An 18,288-nucleotide genomic window follows, 5' to 3' on the forward strand; every position below is an offset into this window, starting at 1 on the left:
TCATTGACGTTGCAGGTAGGCGGCCAGTAAACGCACCCCGATGAGCTGACTCAAGTCAGTGATTCGGGTAAGTGCGCGCAGCCAACACCCCTGCGGCGTCAAGGACGAAGGGTATTACCAACGTTCAGCTTTCCACGCCACCTGCTGCTCCGGCGTCAGGAACGTCCATGCCACAAACCGGCTGACTTTTTGCCCTTGTGCCATATCAATGGTGCGGACCTCAACGGCGTTGGCATAGCGCAGGGCATGATAGATTGCCGGTAAGGTGGTCTTCTTCGAGATCAATGAAGTGAACCAAAAGCAGTTTTGCGCCTTAGTTGCGCTCTCTGCCACCATGCGACTAACAAACCCTTCTTCTCCACCTTCACACCACAATTCGCTATTTTTCCCGCCAAAGTTTTGCACCGGTTTAGCGGCAACTTCACTTTTACCCAATTTGTGCAACTTGCGACGCGTGGTTGCTGCGGCCTCTTCGGCGGAGGCATGGAACGGCGGATTACATAGTGTGGCATCGTAACGTTCATTCACCGCCAGAATACCGTCGAAAATAGCTTGTGAGTCTTTTTGCTGTTTAAGTCGTAAGGTGTTTTTCAGCGTCGGGTTCATTGACACCACCATTTTTGCCGCACTGAGTGCTTGCGGATCAATGTCAGTCCCGGTAAAACGCCAGCCGTATTCCCGCTGACCAATAATCGGATAAATACAGTTGGCACCGACGCCAATATCCAACAGCGCAATATTTCTACCCTGCGGGATAACCCCTTCATTACAACTGGCCAATAAGTCGGCCAGATGGTGCACATAGTCAGCACGACCTGGGATCGGTGGGCATAAAAAGTCAGCTGGAATATCCCAATATTCAATACCATAGAAATGCTTCAGCAATGCCCGGTTGAGCATTTTGACCGCCAGAGGATCGGCAAAATCGATAGAAATATCACCATAGGCGGTAGCTGCCAGAAAAGGAACTAACTCCGGGCAACTTACTGAAAGAGCATCAAAATCATAGCGTGAGCGATGACGATTTCGGGGATGCAATCCGCTTTTTTCTTTGGGGAATATTTTTTTGTTTTCCATCGTCTGGCTCTCTGATCGGCATTTTCTGGCGCGTAAGATAGCATAAATTGCCGCAGAACGGGTGGTGGGTATTGCCATCAAAATAACAGCGAATCCTATCGGTAGGCGACTTCATTTGATGTTATCGCCACGATTTACTCAGAATAAATGGGCTTAGTTCAGTGCCACTCTCTGATACCACTTTACCCCGTCGCTCGCGCAAAAACTCACATAGCCTCAATCTGTTGCAGCGCATGCTCGAGGGTATCAGCCCGCCCGACTGCCACCAGACAACATGCTAACTGTTTTTGGATAGCATCAGGAATAGGCCATTCACCCGCCAAACAACCTTCAATCCAGCGGGCCGTTATGGCGGCATCTTTCGACGAGGGTAACACCAGTTCGCCCTGCTCTAACTGGCGATCCAGTAAAATTTGCTGTTCCCCCCCATTGATGTAATGAATTGGTGGGCAACGCGATGGGTTAGCATAAACCTCCCCTTCGGTCCCTTGCTGTAGCAGTGCCGGTGCGCCGATCGCCTGAAAGAAGCCGCCGACTTTTTGCATATATTCTGGGTGCGAAACACTGGCAAGACGCAATGCATTCTCGTGAATAAACGGTGTTGCCAGTTTCGCCAATGTGTGACTGCTATTTCTAACCCCCATCCGCCAGCGTAACTGTAATTGTTGGTCTAATTGAGTCGATAATGCTGATACAGGGATAAATACCGGCAACCCGCTATCAAGCCGTTGTTGGGCTTCAGCGGCATCAAGTGACCACGGAATATTCAGTTGCTGGAAAATCTCGGCACTGGTTACCCGGCTGCTGTCCTCAGTCACGCCGTGTACCACCACCGGTAACCCCAGACGTGAAAGTAATAATGCCAATAACGGGGTCAGATTAGCCTGTTTGCGCGCACCATTATAACTTGGGATCACCACGGGGAGTGGATAATCCATTGGCGCGCGTAGTGGCATCACCTGTTCTTGCATCGCCTGATAAAAGCCCAGAATCTCCTGTTCGGATTCACCTTTAATACGAAAGGCTATCAGGATCCCCCCTAGCTCCAACTCGGGGACCTGCCCTGCCAACATGACTTTATACAGTTCATAAGCGGTAAGCTTGTCCAGATCACGCGCATGATTCTTACCGCGCCCAATCTCTTTAATAATTTTACTGTAATCCATGGTGCGGCATTTCCCCTGTCCGTCGCGGTTAAACATAAATCAGGTAACTTATTGCTGAAACTTTATCACTAATAGTGATAGCGATACCCGAAATAATTAGAACTGCGCGGCTAATAGAGAGGAGTGGTACTGATGGTAGGCTAGCGGGTGAAACCCGCCACTGCCAGAACAACTTGCGGCAGTGACAGGCAAACTACAGTGGTTTGTTTAACTCTTCCGGTGGGCTAAATAATACCCGATAAATAGCGCCACCTAAGGCTCCGCCTACCAACGGGGCCAGCCAGAATACCCATAATTGCTGCAATGCGATTCCACCGGCAAAAATAGCTACAGCGGTACTACGTGCGGGATTTACCGAGGTATTATCCACTGGAATACTGATTAAATGGATCAGTGTAAGACATAGCCCAATAGCCAACGGCGCTGCAATTGCATGAGAAGGTTTATCGGTCGCCCCCATGATAACCATCACAAACCCCATGGTAAGAACCACTTCAGCCACCAGTACCGCTTGTAAGTTATATCCCCCCGGCGAGCGAACACCAAAACCATTACTGGCGAACCCGGCACTGACATCAAACCCGGCTTTGCCACTGGCGATTAAATACAAAATAGCGGCCCCGGCCAGCCCCCCCAGCACTTGCGCCACAATATAAGGCAGTAATTGTGCGCCAGAGAAACGCCCACCCACCCATAAACCGAGTGACACTGCCGGGTTAAAATGCGCACCTGAGACATGCCCCAGTGCATACGCCATCGTGACGACAGTCAGCCCAAACGCCAATGCCACCCCCAAAAATCCAATACCCGCCACCGGGAACATTGCAGCCAATACTGCGCTACCACACCCGCCTAACACCAGCCAGAAAGTGCCAATAAACTCTGCCATTAGCTGTTTCATTCTGCTTTACCCCTGCCTGCTAAACATGTCGATAACAGTTAACGTTGCCGCTAACCAATAACCCGCAATTTACACCGGAGGTACTGCCAGGCTTGACTTGCTAGAGTCAGCTCACCAGCGGCTTATATAATCTTAGTCATTGGATTTATACGCATAGAAAAAGATTTCAGATGAAAACAGTTTTCACTGTATTTATATGCATTTTCACAACAACTTCAGAACACAATAAAAACAAAATTAAAATAGCATTCCACATAAAATGGAATTATGTTTTAGTTATGTGATGTGCAACTCGAATAACTTTTAGCATTAAAGGGATACTTTATTTGTGACAACATCATTTGTCATAAAAATGTTAATAAAAACATATTTTACGATATGCATATCTTCGGGGTGAGGTGGTAAGTTGGATATATTGCTTAGTTTAGTAAAAACACCAGCAGTAATAATTGCCATTGTGGCATTTTTAGGTTTACTCTTTCAAAAAGCATCTGTTTCTCGTTTAATTACCGGTACTTTCCTCTCTTTTATCGGGTTTACGATGATAAAAGTCGGTGGCAGTATTTTAATGAAGGTACTTACGGCATTCAGCACACTATTTTCCAGTGCATTTAATATTGTCGGTGTCGTACCCAGTAATGAAGCTATCATGGCGGCAACAATTGATAAAATTGGTGCAACAGCAGCACTTATTCTGCTATTTTCTATGATACTCAACATTCTGTTGGCAAGGTTTACCCGGTTCAAATTTATCTATTTATCATTACACCTTGTTTTATTTATGGCTTTTGCATTGACTGCCGTGCTTATGCAACTGGGCTACAGCCATTATCCAATAGTTATTATCGCCACAATTATTATTGGTTTTTATATGGCCGTATCACCCTATATTCTTAGCCGATTCAGTCGTGAAATCATTGGTTCAAATGAGTATGCTATTTCCCATGCCGCAATTTCCTCTTACGTAATAGGCTCTTACATGGGGAAATGGTTCGGTAATAAAAACTCTGACACTGAAAACATTAAAATCAGTAATAAGTTTGATTTCCTGCGCGAACCCAATATTGCCACACTATTAACCATGTTAATTTTGTTATTGATATCTTGTATTTTTGCGACACAACCGCAGATTACAGATGCAATGAAATTGGTTTATGGGGCCGGTGCTGCTGATAAAAATGTGATTATCTTCATCTTGGAGCAGTCGGCTATTTTTACATGCGGACTCTATTTAGCTAAGGCTGGAGTTAATTTATTTACCGCTGAAATCGTCCCTGCTTTTAAAGGCTTCGCGCGAGTATTTGCACCAGGCTCTGTACCTGCCGTTGATGTTATGGTGCTATTTACCAAAGCACCTAATGCGACACTAATCGGATTTTTGATGAGTTTTTCCGTCGAGCTGGTTTGTATCCTTATCTTCCCATTTATTGGATTGCCCATTATCGTACCAGGCATTATGGCCAGTTTTATTACCGGCGGTGCAGCCGCTATTTTTGGCAATGCGACGGGGGGGTTCCGTGGAGCACTTATCGCCAGTGGTATTAACGGGCTGCTTTTATGCGTGCTACCAGCACTAACATTGCCTCTGTTCTCTCATTTGGGCGCTCAGGGGGTTACTTTCGCCGATCCAGACTTTACATTGTCTTCATTAATTCTAGATCACGTACTCCGACTGTTTAACTAAAGGTTAAGGCCGGTGATGCCGGCCTTTTATCTCAACAGAATACAGAGTGTTTTGGTCTTCGCGAAAACATATCGTTTTAATGAATAAAGAAAACATGCTTATAAAACAGTCCGTTTCCGCCGCCCTCTTTTTACCGCCGCCTTCGCCGGGGCTTTTATTACCGCAGGCGGAATAATCACCCCCGCCGGCATCTCCGGTTGTTCAATTGGGAAGACCGGTAGTGCCGCCAACAATCGTGAACCATAACCCTTAGTCAATAAACGCCGATCGTAAATAACGATCTCACCGTGGCATTGATTACTACGAATCAAACGACCAACCTGTTGGATCAGATTAAACGAGGCACTTGGCAAACTTTGCACTTCAAACGGATAACGTTTTAACGACTTCAGCCACTCCCCTTCCGTGAGAATTACCGGGCTATCAATCGGTGGGAACGAAATTTTGTGAATATGAACCTGGGTCAACAATTCACCTTTCAAATCCAACCCTTCAGCAAATGATTGCAGACCAATCAATACACTGGCAGTACCGTTATTGACCCGCTTACGGTGCTCTTCCACCAGTCGGTAACGGGGTTGGTCCCCCTGCACCAGTAGCATCAAACGCAGATCGGTCACATGGCTGAGAAAGGTTTGCATCGCCCGATGACTACTGAACAAAATCAACATTCCTTTATGCCGCCCACTGGCCTGCTGCGCACGGAAAAATTGTGCCATTTCAGCCAGATGTTCAGCTTCATGGGCCATAGTTGGCTCGAAGCGCATTTTGGGAATAATCAACTTCCCCTGTTCAATATGGTTAAACGGGGAGGACAGTGTTTCAAACCGGTCGCCGGCCTTCTCACTCAGGCCACTGAGCTCCTGCAAGCGGGCAAAGCTGTTGAGTGAACGTAATGTCGCTGAAGTCACAATCACATGGGGGACTTTACGCCATAACATTTTATCTAGCTGGTCACTGACACGGATGCCAACACAGTGGAAATAGAGGTGCGTTTGATTCTCGCGATAATCACGGGTTACCCATTTGGATATCGGCGCATTCGAGGCTTTTTCCATTGCCGCGAGCCGCCAAAGTTTGCTCATGGCCTCCAGATAACCCAGTGTACGGCTCATTTGCAGGATGGCGCGATGCAGACGCACAATATCGTGCTTACCGGTTTGCTCACTCAAATCGTTCAGTACAAATTCGACCAAACCGCGCAAAGCATCGGTCAGCTTGAATAATTTGGCGCAATCTTCTGTCAAACTCCCCGGTAACTCACCCATTTCAAAACGGTACACCGCCGGATTGGCATCGGCAGGAAGCAGCTGACTGACTTGTTGTTCCACACTCAACATCAGCTCGCGCAACTGCTCGCAATGGTCTTTCAAGCGCTCTGGATTCGCTAAACCAGGCGGATTTTTAGGCCGGTATTGCACCATGCATTGATCCACCAGCCGCACAATCATATCCAACTGCATATTGGCAAAGAACGCGGTGATCTCACCTTCAATTTCTAGCGCATCGCGCGCTACATCAGGCAAATGGTGGCCTTCATCCAATACCAACAGTAATTCTTTCGGATTGGGTAGCACCGATTCAGTTTCCAATGCAGCCATCACTAATGCATGGTTGGCGACCACAACATCGGCACTTTCGATTTCTTTGCGCGCAATAAAGAACGGACACTCACGGAAATAATGGCAGTTACGCCCAAGGCAATTAGCCTTATCGGTACTCAATTTAGTCCACAGGCTATCACTAAGCGCCAACTGATGATGGTCACGCAGCCCGTCCCAGACATGGCTGCTCAGTAGCTTAGACAGCGTCAGACAAGTCGCTTGTTCCTCACCATTGGCGGGGGCCAATTCATCGCCGAGAAACAGCGATAAATCCCCTTGGCCAGAAACATCCGTACACATAGCCGCCAGATTACGTGGACACACATATCGCCCACGCCCGAAAGCACCGGTAAATTTAAGATCGGGAATAATTTTCTTCAATAGCGGCAAGTCTTTACTGTAAATCTGATCCTGTAGCGCCACATTAGCAGTGCTCACCACCAGTGGTTTGCTTTCTGCTCGGCTGACTGCAATGCCAGGGATCAGATAAGACAGCGTTTTGCCAACACCGGTCGGTGCCTCAATAGCCAAATGACGGCCAGCATCACCGGCCAGCGTTTTCGCCACTTCGGCGATCATCTGGCGCTGCGGTGCCCGGGAGATAAAGTCCGGGATCTGCTGCTGGAGAGCCTTATACCACTGACTGATTTGTTCTTTTACTGCCGGGGACAACGCCATGCATATCTTATCTAAACTGAGTGTTGCCCTATTGTCCCACACCACAACGCTGGCGTCAGCCCGAAAGCACCGCCGTAGTAGCTGAAATCCTCTGACCTGGCAAATCACCGCGTGCTGAAATTTACGCAATGTCGCAGTTATTTATGATTTGTCATAAATATATCACACAGATGCGGTAAAAATTCTGCGCTGGCCGAATTCAGATAGATATTGAATACAGCAAAAAAATCTTCTACTCGCGTCTTTTTAAATAAGAGAAACAGGGCAAAAATATGAAACGTAATCTTCTGGCAATCCTGGTACCGGCTTTATTAGTTGCCACTACGTCACATGCAGCAGAAATTTATAACAAGGACGGTAATAAACTTGATTTATACGGAAAAGTCAAAGCACTGCATTACTTTTCTGATAATAATAAAAGTGACGGCGATAAATCTTACGTGCGTTTTGGTTTTAAAGGTGCCACCCAAATTACTGACCAACTGTCCGGTTATGGCCAGTGGGAATATAACATTGCCGCTAACTACGCAGAAAGCCAGGAAACAAAAGACAATAAAACACGTTTAGCTTTTGCTGGTTTACGTTACGGCAAATTAGGTTCAATCGATTATGGCCGTAACTACGGTGTGTTATATGACGTGGCAGCCTGGACCGATATGTTGCCTGAGTTCGGTAACGACAGCTACACCAGAACCGATAACTTCATGACCGGTCGTACTACCGGTGTGGCTACTTATCGCAACACTGATTTCTTCGGTCTGGTTGATGGGCTGAAATTCTCGCTACAATACCAAGGCAAAAACGGCAGCGAAGCTGATAGCAATAACGGCCGCGCAGATGCCACCAAACAAAATGGCGACGGTTTCGGTTTGTCTTCCAGTTATGAAATTGGTGCTGGCGTGAGCGTGGCTGCTGCATATGCTTCTTCTAACCGAACTACGGCGCAGAAGAACGGCAACTTTGGTAAAGGCGATAAAGCTGATGCCTGGACAACCGGTCTGAAATATGATGACAACGGTGTTTATTTGGCCGCAACCTATGCTGAAACCCGTAATATGACCCCTATCTCAGGTACGGCAACCATTAATAATGTGTCAACTGGTGTAAGTGGTTTTGCTAATAAAACTCAAAACGTAGAATTAGTGGCACAATATTTATTTGATTTCGGTTTGAAACCATCGCTGGCGTATGTTCAATCTAAAGGGAAAGATATCGAAGGGATCGGTGATACTGATCTGGTTAAATATGTTGATATCGGTGCGTCTTATTACTTCAATAAAAACATGTCCACCTATGTTGATTATAAAATTAACCAGTTGAGTGATGATAATAAACTGAAACTGAATACTGACAACGTTGTTGCGGTCGGTTTGGTTTATCAGTTCTAAATTTTTCGCCTTAGTATGACCCTCATTAATTTACTGTTTGAATGCTTCATTGTGAATTTATTACCTGTTATTACGCCGGGATAACTCCCGGCTTTTTTTTGTTATTTATACCCTAATTAACTATTCACCTTGCTGAGTAGTCACGGCCAATAACCAGGTATCTCGCCGCGCTTCAGTTACCGCCCCTTTGCGCTTCGCCCCTTCTTTACTCGGCATAACAGTAAAGTCGGCTTGTTTGATCCACCGCTGATAGCGATTCTCGCCTAGCGCTTTATCTGCCTGAACCATCAGTGGTACCAACCGCACTCCCATGTGATCAAGACTGCGATAGGGCCACTTTGTCTGTTCATCAGAATAAGGAGCCATAAAATCAAGCGCTTTAATCAAACTACTGCCATTAGGTGTTTGATAACGCCACAAGTCGATTTGCACTTTATCCGCCAACTGTGCCATCAACGTCGCCGCCTGCAAACTGAAATAACTGTAATGAAAAGAACGGGTCCGCGCCAATTCCAGGGGTTGCGAGCCTTCCGCAGCGAGTTGAGTATCCAGTTTGGTTTTCAATAATTCAGCCATCTCGCTAACCCGTTGTGGTTGTTGCAAATACCAGGCAATTCCAGCCACCTGGACTGTGTACCAGCTACCGTGATTATTCTGCGCCGCCGCCTCTTTTTTACCTGCCGGGCTGTGCTGTAGCCAGTGTAAGTATTCCGTCATCCACTGTTGCATCTGCTTTTCATCTTGCGCCGTCCAACGTTTATTCTGCCGCAACATAATCAGTGAATCGACAATACGAGTGGCAAAGTAGCGCCCATCCAAAACACCGGTGCCACGTCCCGCAGCAATACCCGGCACGCCCTGAGCATAATCGAGGTTCGGGTTCATGCGCGTTTGCGGGTTGATAAACCAGGTTCGAATCATGCTAATCGCTTTATCAGCATATTTCTGCTGGCCAGAAAAATACCAGGCCAGCGTCAACGCCTGTACCTGAGCGGTAAAATCGGCCAGACGCACCCCGTCGCTATCCGCATTTTTACTGGCTGGATTTATCTGCCCATCTTTGCGCATCCAAGGTAACCCATCACTTTTTTGGCTATCAGGCCACCAGTAGGCACTAAGACTGAGATAGTCATGTTTCGAACCACTGGGCGGCACAATACTCTTGTCAGTGACACTTTGATCTGGCCGTTGCAGCGCTTTATCCGCCTGCTGTAATAACTGCTGGTAAGCCCGTATGGTCTCCTTTGGCGCCTGGTTTTGCGCCATACTCTGCTGGTTATGCTGCAATTCACTGGCAGACCAAAAAGCATAGTCACTGTTTAGCGAATTACTCTGCGCTGCATCGGCAAACGGGATTGCAAGCAAAATAAATAGCACCATCAAACCGGCGTATCTCCGCACCGGATTTAGTGTTCGAAAATCAAACCGGCGAGTGATTGGCAAAGCTGTTGATGTCATAAGTAATTCACCTTATCTGATAATTAACAATATAAGCATCGGATTTTATGCATCATGCCTGAAGCAACCTTAGCTTGCATGGGAAGCACTGAAACTATCAGTTGTTTATTAACTCATCAGTTATTATATTCAAGAATAACTCACTGTTTTTGCGTAAATTTCAGACGAAAAATTAAAACGTAAAAAAATGATAAAAACCTTTGCTAACGGCAGCTATTCTCATGTTTACTGATACCTCGATGTTTCACCGCTCCCTTTTTTATTGAATAATTATGCTTAAGCAAAATAGCCGTAATCTGTGGTTGCTGGTTGGTTCACTTTTCACTTTATACTTCGTTTGGGGTTCGACTTACCTGGTCATACGTATCGGGGTAGAGAGCTGGCCCCCATTGATGATGGCTGGCTTACGTTACCTGATTGCGGGTGTACTGCTGTTCAGCTTTTTAGCCATTCGTGGTCACGCCCTGCCCACATTCCGCCAATGGCTGGGCGCCAGTGCGATAGGTATCTTATTATTGGCTATCGGTAATGGGCTGGTTACCATCGCCGAACATCAACATGTTCCCTCAGGGATTGCCGCCGTTATGGTGGCGACTGTTCCACTATTCACTTTGTGTTTCAGCATGTTATGGGGGATGCGTAACACAAAACTGGAATGGTCGGGGATTGCTCTCGGGTTGGTAGGTATCATCTTGCTCAATACTGGTAGCAACTTATTAGGTAATCCGGTGGGGGCAATGCTGATATTATTGGCCTCAGCCAGTTGGGCATTTGGCTCGGTCTGGGCTTCACGGCTGGCGCTCCCCAGTGGTGCCATGTCCGGTGCCGCACAGATGCTGGTTGCAGGTGTGGTGTTGTTGCTTGCCAGTACGCTAAGTGGTGAACAACTGGAACAAATGCCGACCATGGGTGGCATTCTCTCGTTACTTTACCTGATTGTTTTCGGCTCAATGCTCGCCATTAGCGCTTATATGTTCTTGCTAAAAAATGTGCGCCCGGCGGTCGCCACCAGTTATGCCTATGTGAACCCGGTTGTTGCGGTGTTGCTCGGTATTGGCTTTGCCGGTGAAAGTTTATCAACCACTGAATGGTGTGCATTAGCCGTGATTGTTTCTGCGGTAATATTGGTCACATTGGGGAAATTTCTGTTTAAGCCTCGTTAAGCTGCAACCGCCGGCGTGTTTATTTTATCCAGAATATAAATGCATCAACCATGTAACATGGTTGTTTCATTCAGTGAACAGATTATAATTCCCTCTGTTTCGATAAAAAGTGAAAAAATTATGCTAAGAAAAGCACTCATTATCCTGATTGCGATAATGGCACTGAGTTCATTAGGTGGCGTTTTTCTCGCCGGGTTGAACATCTATACCCGTTCAACCACCCCACATGAAACTGAAACGACCGAATCCTCCCCACTGTCTGATATTGGCCCTGCGGGCTTATCCAACAATGGTCAGGAATCACCGTAAGCGCCCATCCAATCGCGGCATCGTTGTTGCAAAAAAGTCTGTAAACCCCTGACCCGCTCTGATACCTGCGAGCGGTGGGGGCACAATAGATTTAAGGGTAAGACTTCGCCCTGCCAGCTTGGCAATACCTGAACCAAACGCCCTGACCGGATATCATCGACTACATCAATAGCAGCCTTATTGGCAATACCCAACCCCGCCAGTGCCCAACGTCGCGCTATCTCACCATCATCACTGACGTATTCACCGGACATCGTCACCTCTTGTTCTTCCCCCTGTCGCATTAACCGCCATTGGTTATAAAGTCGACCATTGCGCTGATATAACACCGAATGATGGTCGGCCAATTGAGCCGGTGTCTGCGGCACGCCGTAACGGGCAAGATAGGCAGGGCTGGCACATAACATACGCCGATGTTGAGTTAGAACGGGCAATGCCACCAAACTGGAATCGGTAGGCACCCCGAAACGCAAAGCAATATCTACCGGTTCGCGGAAAAGGTCGGCGTGGCGGTCGTTGAGTAACAAATGCAATTGAATATGCGGATGTTGTTGTTTGAAATCATTCAGCCAATCGACTAATAAGTTACGGCCAAAGTCTGAAGGGGCTGAAAGTTGTAATACTCCAGATAAGCCCGTCATTTTTTTCTGAATTGCCTGTTCTCCCTCAACTAATGCCCCTAACGCAATACGTGCACTATCAATATAGCTGGCCCCTGCTTCTGTTAGGCGCAAACTGCGGGTTGAGCGGACCAACAAGCGCACACCCAATTGAGACTCCAGGCGTTTTACCGCAATACTGGCTGCTGCGGGTGTGATATTGAGCCGACGAGCAGCCTCAGACAAACTACCGCAATCAACCGTTCGAACAAAAACATCCAGATCACTAAATGAGATCATTAGTAAATTTCCTTTACAGGTGATTGTCTTTTTAGTCGATTGTTAGACAACTTTCAATAGATGACTATAGATGAAGAGTGAAACCCTTATTTAAATACAGGACTCATTATGGACATCACAACGTTATCTCAGCATCAATTCAGTTCTCCACTCAATCAACAAAAACTGGTTATTCTTGGAGGCAACAGTGGTATTGGCGCAGCCGTGGCTTATGCCGCCATCAGTCGAGGTGCCAAAGTCGTCTTGGTTTCGCGCCGTTCGGCAGGCTCACAATCTGTCGATCACGATAGTGCTATATTGCGCTTATCTGCTGATATGACTGATGCAGAATCACTCAAGCATCTGTTTGCACAGGTCGGAACCTTTGATCACTTGGTTATTACCGCCGGGCCTGCGGTGCAAGCACACGCTTTGGCAGACACCTCTTTAAGCGAAGCTCAGGAAAATTTTGATGTAAAACTGTGGGGAGCACTGCGGGCGATACAATCAGCGTTACCTTATCTGCACGAACAGGGTTCAATAACCCTGACGTCAGGTTTGTTGTCACGTAAGTTTGTCAGCGGCCAGTTCATCAAAACAGCTATTAATGCTGCATTGGAAGCAGTCGGTAAGCAGTTAGCCAAAGAACTGGCCCCACGACGGGTCAATGTGGTCAGCCCAGGCGTAACCGCGACTGAAGCTTATAATAGTATGAGTAATGAGCAGCGACAGGCTATGTTTACAAAAATGGCAGCCTCACTACCTGTCGGTCGAGTCGGCCAACCGGTTGATATTGCGGGTGCCTTTGTGTTATTGCTGGAAAACAGTTTTATGACCGGTAGCGTGATTGATGTTGAAGGTGGCGGCTTGTTGTAATTGATATCACTTAGTTTTTCTATTGAGCCATACACGGGGCAATGACTGCCTCGTGTACTGCACAGTAAAGTGCTTATCTCAGCGATTGCTTCAGCAGAAGATTGGCTTGTTTACTCACACCAATAACACTTCTTATCAAAGTGTTATTACTCCGGCTGAGAACGCTTTTTCTTGCATCCTTCTAATTACGTCATAAGCCGAAATTGGTAAAACACTAAATGATTTTATTAATAACCTATCTTTGGCAGACGCGGCTTCAGGAGAATTAACGGTAGCCGTAATAGCCTGGCGGATCTGGGTAAGCTGTTGTGCTGAAGTTGACAATGAAGTGATAAGTGGCAGGCCAGGAGCCGCGTCGGTTTGCGCTATTATTTTTAATCCGGCAACGGCTGAGGGATTGGCTCGCTGTAATAGTGCAAAACTGACACAATCTATTGCGGCAATATCGGCCTGTCGCTGTTGGATCATCGAGATCGAATGGTAATGCCCGCCAGAGGCCAAACTGTGAGAAAAAAAATGCCCATTGATCGCCAATGGTGCAATTAAAGCACGCAGTGCATTGTATCCAGACTGAGAATCCATACTGTTATAGGCAACTATTCTATGGCGAAAATCTGCCAGTTGTTGGCCTTTTTCATCAGCACGGACCACAACCAAACTACGGTAATATTCCCCCGAACAGTAAGGTGATTGATAGCTAAATACCCCAATCAATTGCACCTGCTGTTGCAATAACGTCACCAGAGGAAAACCGCAGGTTTGGCTCAACAGCAAATTAGGATCACGCCAATGTTGCAGTAAATCAGTAGGCCAGATGAGTTGATCACTTATCCCTGTAGCACCATCTCCCCCTATAACCCCATGACGGTGCAGTTGTTGCGATAATAACCGCCAAAAAGGCAAAACATCCTGCGGCTCGACACCATACATAGGAAGTGAAATTAGCATAGGCACCTGTTACTAATCAGAGCGCAAAACAGCCAAAACATTAATCGTGCCGGTCTATCGGAAGAGATTGTAATTCCCGCCAACGTGACAGCCGCCTGGCCCAACGAGCAAAAATCATATCCGTAATAATAGCCAATAGTGCGACCACAACCGCCCCCTGAATAACGTAAGCCGTATTAAAACCGCTAAGTCCGATAATGATCGGAGAACCCAAGGTTTTCGTCCCAACGGTTGACGCTATTGCGGCAGTACCTATATTGATAATGACCGAGGTTCGGATACCTGCAACGATAATAGGTGCTGCCAGTGGCAATTCAACCTGCCACAAAATCTGCCTGGCACTCATTCCCACCCCTTCTGCCACCTCATGAATGCCGCGGGAGACAGACTCGATACCGGTGATAGTTCCTTGTAAAATCGGCAATAAACCATAAAGCACCAAAGCGATAATGGCGGGTTTCTCACTAAATCCCATCACCGGTACGGCAATAGCCAGCACCGCTACCGGTGGAAAAGTCTGCCCCACAGCAACAACGGTTTCCACCACTGAGCGAAACTCTTTCCCCATGGGACGTGTCACAGCAATACCCGCACTCACTCCTATCAAAACAGCGATAACACTGGAAACCAGCACCAATAAGACATGAGCAACCACTAGTGACCAGAATGTATCTTGCAGGTAGACAGGCCGATCGAGATCAGGAAATAACGCGGCAAAGAAACCGTGTAGTGAGGTCATACCAAAAACCAAACCGGTCAGCAGCAGCAGCGCCCAGCACAGAGGGTCTTTTAGCCAACGCAGTACATCGGATACTACCCATTTAAACGCTTTCTTTGTTGGCTTATAAGTATGAGCCGTATCACGGGTATGAGCGGTATCAGGTTTCACACGCTCCCCTTATCTGCCACCAAATCAGCAAAATAAAGTACACCTAGTGATTGCCCATATTCATCGGCCACCGGCAGTTTATCGGTCTGACGAGAAACAAACAGGGAAAGCGCCTCGCGCAGGCTGGTAGTACCGAGAATCGGCGGCCCTATCAACGTTTCACCGCGCCTGACCCGTTGTTCAGCCCACCCCAGTGATAACAGCTTAATTCCGAGATCACTACGACCAAAAAAATCACGAACAAAATCATTGGCGGGTTGAGTTAGCATTTCAAGAGGCGTTCCCTGCTGAATGACTCGGCCTTCATCCATCAGAACTATGCGATCAGCCAGACTCAACGCCTCATCAATATCATGAGTCACCAGCACGATAGTCCGACCCGATAATTGATGAATACGGGTAATTTCAAACTGGAGTGCCGAGCGCGTCACGGGGTCTAACGCCCCAAAGGGCTCATCCATCAATAAGACTTCAGGATCTGCTGCCAAGGCGCGAGCGACACCGACACGCTGTTGCTGCCCACCAGACAATTGATGAGGATAGCGGTGGAGAAATTGTTCTGGTTCAAGATGCAGTAGCTCAAGTAATTCGATGACGCGTTGGCGAATACGGTCCTGGGGCCATTTCAACAACTGTGGCACAGTGGCAATATTGCGCTCCACCGTCCAGTGTGGAAATAAACCTATCGATTGGATGGCATATCCCATCCGCCGCCGAATATCTTCAGGTTTATAGTTACGAATTTCTTCACCAGCAAAATGAATCTCCCCCTCATCATGTTCAATAAGGCGGTTAATCATTTTTAGTGTGGTCGATTTACCGGAGCCAGAGGTACCGATGAGTACAGTAAACTCACCCTTGGCTATCTGCAACGTCAGATTATCGACCGCTCGTTTACCGGCAAAATATTTACTTACCTGATGGAAATGAATCATCGACGTGAAGTATCCATAAAAATAACCATAAATTTAAACAGCGAATCAACCACAACCGCCATCACAATCACGGGGATAACGCCAAGCAGCACGAGATCCAATGCGCTGCTAAGCAAACCTTGGAACACAATCGCGCCTAACCCACCCGCACCAATCAATGCAGCCACGACAGCCAGCCCTACTGTTTGTACCGCGACAATGCGGATACCGGATAAGATAAGTGGCATCGCAATAGGTATTTGCACCTGAAAGAACAACTGGCTGCGAGTCATCCCCATACCTCGGGCCGACTCGACAACACTGTCAGGCACCGACTCTAGCCCTGCGACCACATTGCGCACTAATGGCAACAATGCATAAAGCACCAACGCGACAATAGCCGGGGCCAGACCGATACCGCTGACACCATGCTCTGCCAACCAGGGGAGAGCCGCAGCCAGCCCCGCTAAAGGCGCAATTAGCAGGCCAAATAAGGCAATAGATGGAATGGTTTGAATAATATTCAATGTCGAAAAAATGGTGCTTTGAAAATGACGAGAGCGAAAACAGAGTAAGCCGAGTGGGATCCCCAAAAGGATGGCGGGTATCAATGTTGCGAGTAAAATCTGAAGATGTTGCCATAGCGCATCATTAAATACGTCTTGCCGGTTAACGTACTCTTTCATTAACGATAGTTGATCCAACTGCCCCATCATGAGCAATATCACTACCGGCAGAAGCAGTAAGACATTAGCCACACTGCGCCACACAGGGTTAACAATGGCACGAGTTAAGCTATCGACGGCAATCAATAGACTCATCCCACTCATCAGCCAGAACCCTCCACCTAATGAGGTACGTGCCAGACTCTCGCCACCTCCGGCAAGCTGTATGGCGGTCGTGCCAGCCAATAACAACAAACCCAAAAGCAGCAGCTCGGCAAATAATACTGTTAGCCAATACAGCACGATATTTTGTTTTAAGAACGCAAAAATAAGCAGGATCAGAATAGGAATTAGCACCACCCCATTTGATCCACTTATCAGCGATAACAACGAGATCCCTTGCCCGGAAATCAATCGGTTAGGTGCATGGCTCACAAAAGACAGCCCAGCACCTGATAAAACCAATAAAATAGCCAGTACTAGCAGGACCCGGTTTTTGACAGCCATAAAAATCCATCTCCATGACAGGTAACCTTTGTTGTAATAACGAGTGACCTGTTTCTTTGATAGCGCTATAAATCAGGTGCCTACAGCGCCATCTCTGACACCCACCACTATCCTTTAACAAACCCTTTTTCTTTCAGATAATTAGCTGCCACTTTTTTCGCATCCTGACCTTCAACCGCAATACGGGCATTCAGTTTTTGTAGCGTCGGCCCATCAAGGGTAGCAAATACAGGATTGAGTAAAGCAGGTATCGTTGGGTGTGCTTTCAGTGTGGCCTCACGGATGATCGGCGTCGGCGCATAAATAGGTTGCACACCCTTAGTGTCTTCGAGTGTTTGTAAGCCTAAAGCAGCAACCGGGCCATCAGTGCCATACGCCATGGCAGCATTAACACCAGAGGTCTGTTCTGCCGCAGCTTTAATCGTCACCGCAGTGTCACCACCGGCTAATGATAACAATTGGTCTTGATTCAATTTAAAGCCGTAAGCTTGCTGGAAAGCAGGCAAGGCATCTGGCCGTTCAATAAACTCGGCGGAGGCCGCTAATTTGAATTTACCACCAGCATTAATCCATTTGCCCAAATCCTCCAGCGTTTTCAAGTTATTCGCTTGGGCTAAATCCTGGCGTACTGCAATGGTCCATGTATTGTTCGCTGGAGCAGGTGAGAGCCACACCAGTTTGTTCTTCTCGTAATCTAACGCTTTGACTTTTTCATAGCCTGCTTTCGCATTTTTCCAAGCGGGATCTTTTTCATCCGAGAAGAAAAAAGCCCCATTACCGGTATATTCAGGGTAAATATCAATCTCACCCGCAGTGATAGCACCACGCACTACTTTGGTGGTGCCCAACTGTGATTTATTGGTGGTTTTTATCCCGTTAGCATCCAGTACCTGCACAATAATATTGCCCAGCAATGAGCCTTCAGTATCAATTTTTGAGCCAACTCGGACAGTATCCGCGGCCTGTGATATACCGGTTGATGCCGTTAGCACCATTGCCGCCAATGCAAAAATCCGTCCACGGGTTAGGGTCATTGCCATGCTTACCTCTCATGTGCTCAAGGGTGAGTTAACGTTCATTCTTACATACTTGTAGTAGCTGAATATTTACAGGGTGTGCGGCCAGGACATCTTTAACAGATGAGTAACCATATTAGATTTAGTCCAAAACAAACCAAATAACC

The 18,288-nt window shown here is 47.2% G+C and carries 16 protein-coding genes; 5 read left to right on the forward strand and 11 right to left on the reverse strand.

What is annotated here, in order from left to right; all coding sequences use genetic code 11:
- Positions 1–114 precede the first annotated feature (114 nt).
- From rlmF to aqpZ, 3 genes are all read right to left on the reverse strand, one after another.
- On the reverse strand, positions 115–1,077 hold the full coding sequence (gene rlmF, locus V2A85_RS14060; protein WP_420071672.1) for a 23S rRNA (adenine(1618)-N(6))-methyltransferase RlmF: 963 nt from the start codon (positions 1,075–1,077) through the stop codon (positions 115–117).
- A 206-nt stretch (positions 1,078–1,283) separates the two neighbouring features.
- Positions 1,284–2,243, reverse strand: a complete 960-nt coding sequence (gene ybiB / locus V2A85_RS14065) for a DNA-binding protein YbiB (protein ID WP_372558416.1) — start codon at positions 2,241–2,243, stop codon at positions 1,284–1,286.
- A gap of 193 nt (positions 2,244–2,436) precedes the next feature.
- On the reverse strand, positions 2,437–3,144 hold the full coding sequence (gene aqpZ / locus V2A85_RS14070; protein WP_372558415.1) for an aquaporin Z: 708 nt from the start codon (positions 3,142–3,144) through the stop codon (positions 2,437–2,439).
- A 406-nt stretch (positions 3,145–3,550) separates the two neighbouring features.
- Here aqpZ and V2A85_RS14075 point away from each other — a divergent pair, with 406 nt between their 5' ends.
- Positions 3,551–4,828 (forward strand): PTS ascorbate transporter subunit IIC, encoded by a 1,278-nt coding sequence (locus V2A85_RS14075; RefSeq protein ID WP_083159450.1) that lies wholly within the window; start codon positions 3,551–3,553, stop codon positions 4,826–4,828.
- A 98-nt stretch (positions 4,829–4,926) separates the two neighbouring features.
- Here V2A85_RS14075 and dinG read toward each other — a convergent pair whose 3' ends face one another.
- Entirely contained in the window at positions 4,927–7,110 is a 2,184-nt protein-coding gene (dinG, locus tag V2A85_RS14080; protein WP_372558413.1) for an ATP-dependent DNA helicase DinG, read from the reverse strand.
- Positions 7,111–7,382: 272 nt separating this feature from the next.
- Between dinG and ompF2 the strand changes: the two genes are divergently transcribed.
- A complete protein-coding gene (gene ompF2 / locus V2A85_RS14085; protein WP_372558412.1) occupies positions 7,383–8,498 on the forward strand; it encodes a porin OmpF2 in 1,116 nt (371 codons plus the stop codon).
- Positions 8,499–8,618: 120 nt separating this feature from the next.
- On the opposite strand, the gene V2A85_RS14090 is transcribed toward ompF2, so the two are convergent.
- Positions 8,619–9,956 (reverse strand): alginate lyase family protein, encoded by a 1,338-nt coding sequence (locus tag V2A85_RS14090; RefSeq protein WP_420071673.1) that lies wholly within the window; start codon positions 9,954–9,956, stop codon positions 8,619–8,621.
- A 272-nt stretch (positions 9,957–10,228) separates the two neighbouring features.
- On the opposite strand from V2A85_RS14090, the gene yedA reads away from it, so the two are divergent.
- Both yedA and V2A85_RS14100 read left to right on the forward strand, forming a co-directional pair.
- Positions 10,229–11,119 (forward strand): drug/metabolite exporter YedA, encoded by an 891-nt coding sequence (yedA, locus tag V2A85_RS14095; protein WP_083159458.1) that lies wholly within the window; start codon positions 10,229–10,231, stop codon positions 11,117–11,119.
- A gap of 120 nt (positions 11,120–11,239) precedes the next feature.
- The gene (locus V2A85_RS14100; protein ID WP_032815427.1) at positions 11,240–11,428 is read left to right on the forward strand and encodes a hypothetical protein; all 189 of its coding nucleotides are present in this window, start codon (positions 11,240–11,242) and stop codon (positions 11,426–11,428) included.
- Here V2A85_RS14100 and V2A85_RS14105 read toward each other — a convergent pair.
- Positions 11,413–12,327, reverse strand: a complete 915-nt coding sequence (locus V2A85_RS14105) for a LysR family transcriptional regulator (RefSeq protein ID WP_420071674.1) — start codon at positions 12,325–12,327, stop codon at positions 11,413–11,415. The genes V2A85_RS14100 and V2A85_RS14105 overlap by 16 nt on opposite strands.
- Positions 12,328–12,435: 108 nt before the next feature.
- Here V2A85_RS14105 and V2A85_RS14110 point away from each other — a divergent pair, with 108 nt between their 5' ends.
- On the forward strand, positions 12,436–13,182 hold the full coding sequence (locus V2A85_RS14110; protein WP_420071675.1) for an SDR family oxidoreductase: 747 nt from the start codon (positions 12,436–12,438) through the stop codon (positions 13,180–13,182).
- Positions 13,183–13,317: 135 nt separating this feature from the next.
- Here the strand turns inward: V2A85_RS14110 and V2A85_RS14115 are convergent, their stop codons facing one another.
- The 5 genes from V2A85_RS14115 to osmF all read right to left on the reverse strand — a co-directional run bounded on the left by V2A85_RS14115 (position 13,318) and on the right by osmF (position 18,145).
- A complete protein-coding gene (locus V2A85_RS14115) occupies positions 13,318–14,112 on the reverse strand; it encodes a phosphate/phosphite/phosphonate ABC transporter substrate-binding protein (RefSeq protein ID WP_420071677.1) in 795 nt (264 codons plus the stop codon).
- 58 nt (positions 14,113–14,170) lie between these two features.
- On the reverse strand, positions 14,171–14,869 hold the full coding sequence (locus tag V2A85_RS14120; RefSeq protein ID WP_372559849.1) for an ABC transporter permease: 699 nt from the start codon (positions 14,867–14,869) through the stop codon (positions 14,171–14,173).
- Between the two features lie 146 nt (positions 14,870–15,015).
- Positions 15,016–15,954, reverse strand: a complete 939-nt coding sequence (locus V2A85_RS14125; RefSeq protein WP_372568885.1) for an ABC transporter ATP-binding protein — start codon at positions 15,952–15,954, stop codon at positions 15,016–15,018.
- A complete protein-coding gene (locus V2A85_RS14130) occupies positions 15,951–17,105 on the reverse strand; it encodes an ABC transporter permease (protein WP_420071676.1) in 1,155 nt (384 codons plus the stop codon). Before V2A85_RS14130 ends, V2A85_RS14125 begins: the two co-directional genes overlap by 4 nt.
- A 107-nt stretch (positions 17,106–17,212) precedes the next feature.
- Entirely contained in the window at positions 17,213–18,145 is a 933-nt protein-coding gene (gene osmF / locus V2A85_RS14135) for an ABC transporter substrate-binding protein (protein WP_083159470.1), read from the reverse strand.
- Between the last annotated feature and the right edge of the window lie 143 nt (positions 18,146–18,288).

Source organism: Yersinia sp. 1252 StPb PI (assembly GCF_048593885.1).
Taxonomy (GTDB): Bacteria; Pseudomonadota; Gammaproteobacteria; order Enterobacterales; family Enterobacteriaceae; genus Yersinia; species Yersinia enterocolitica_E.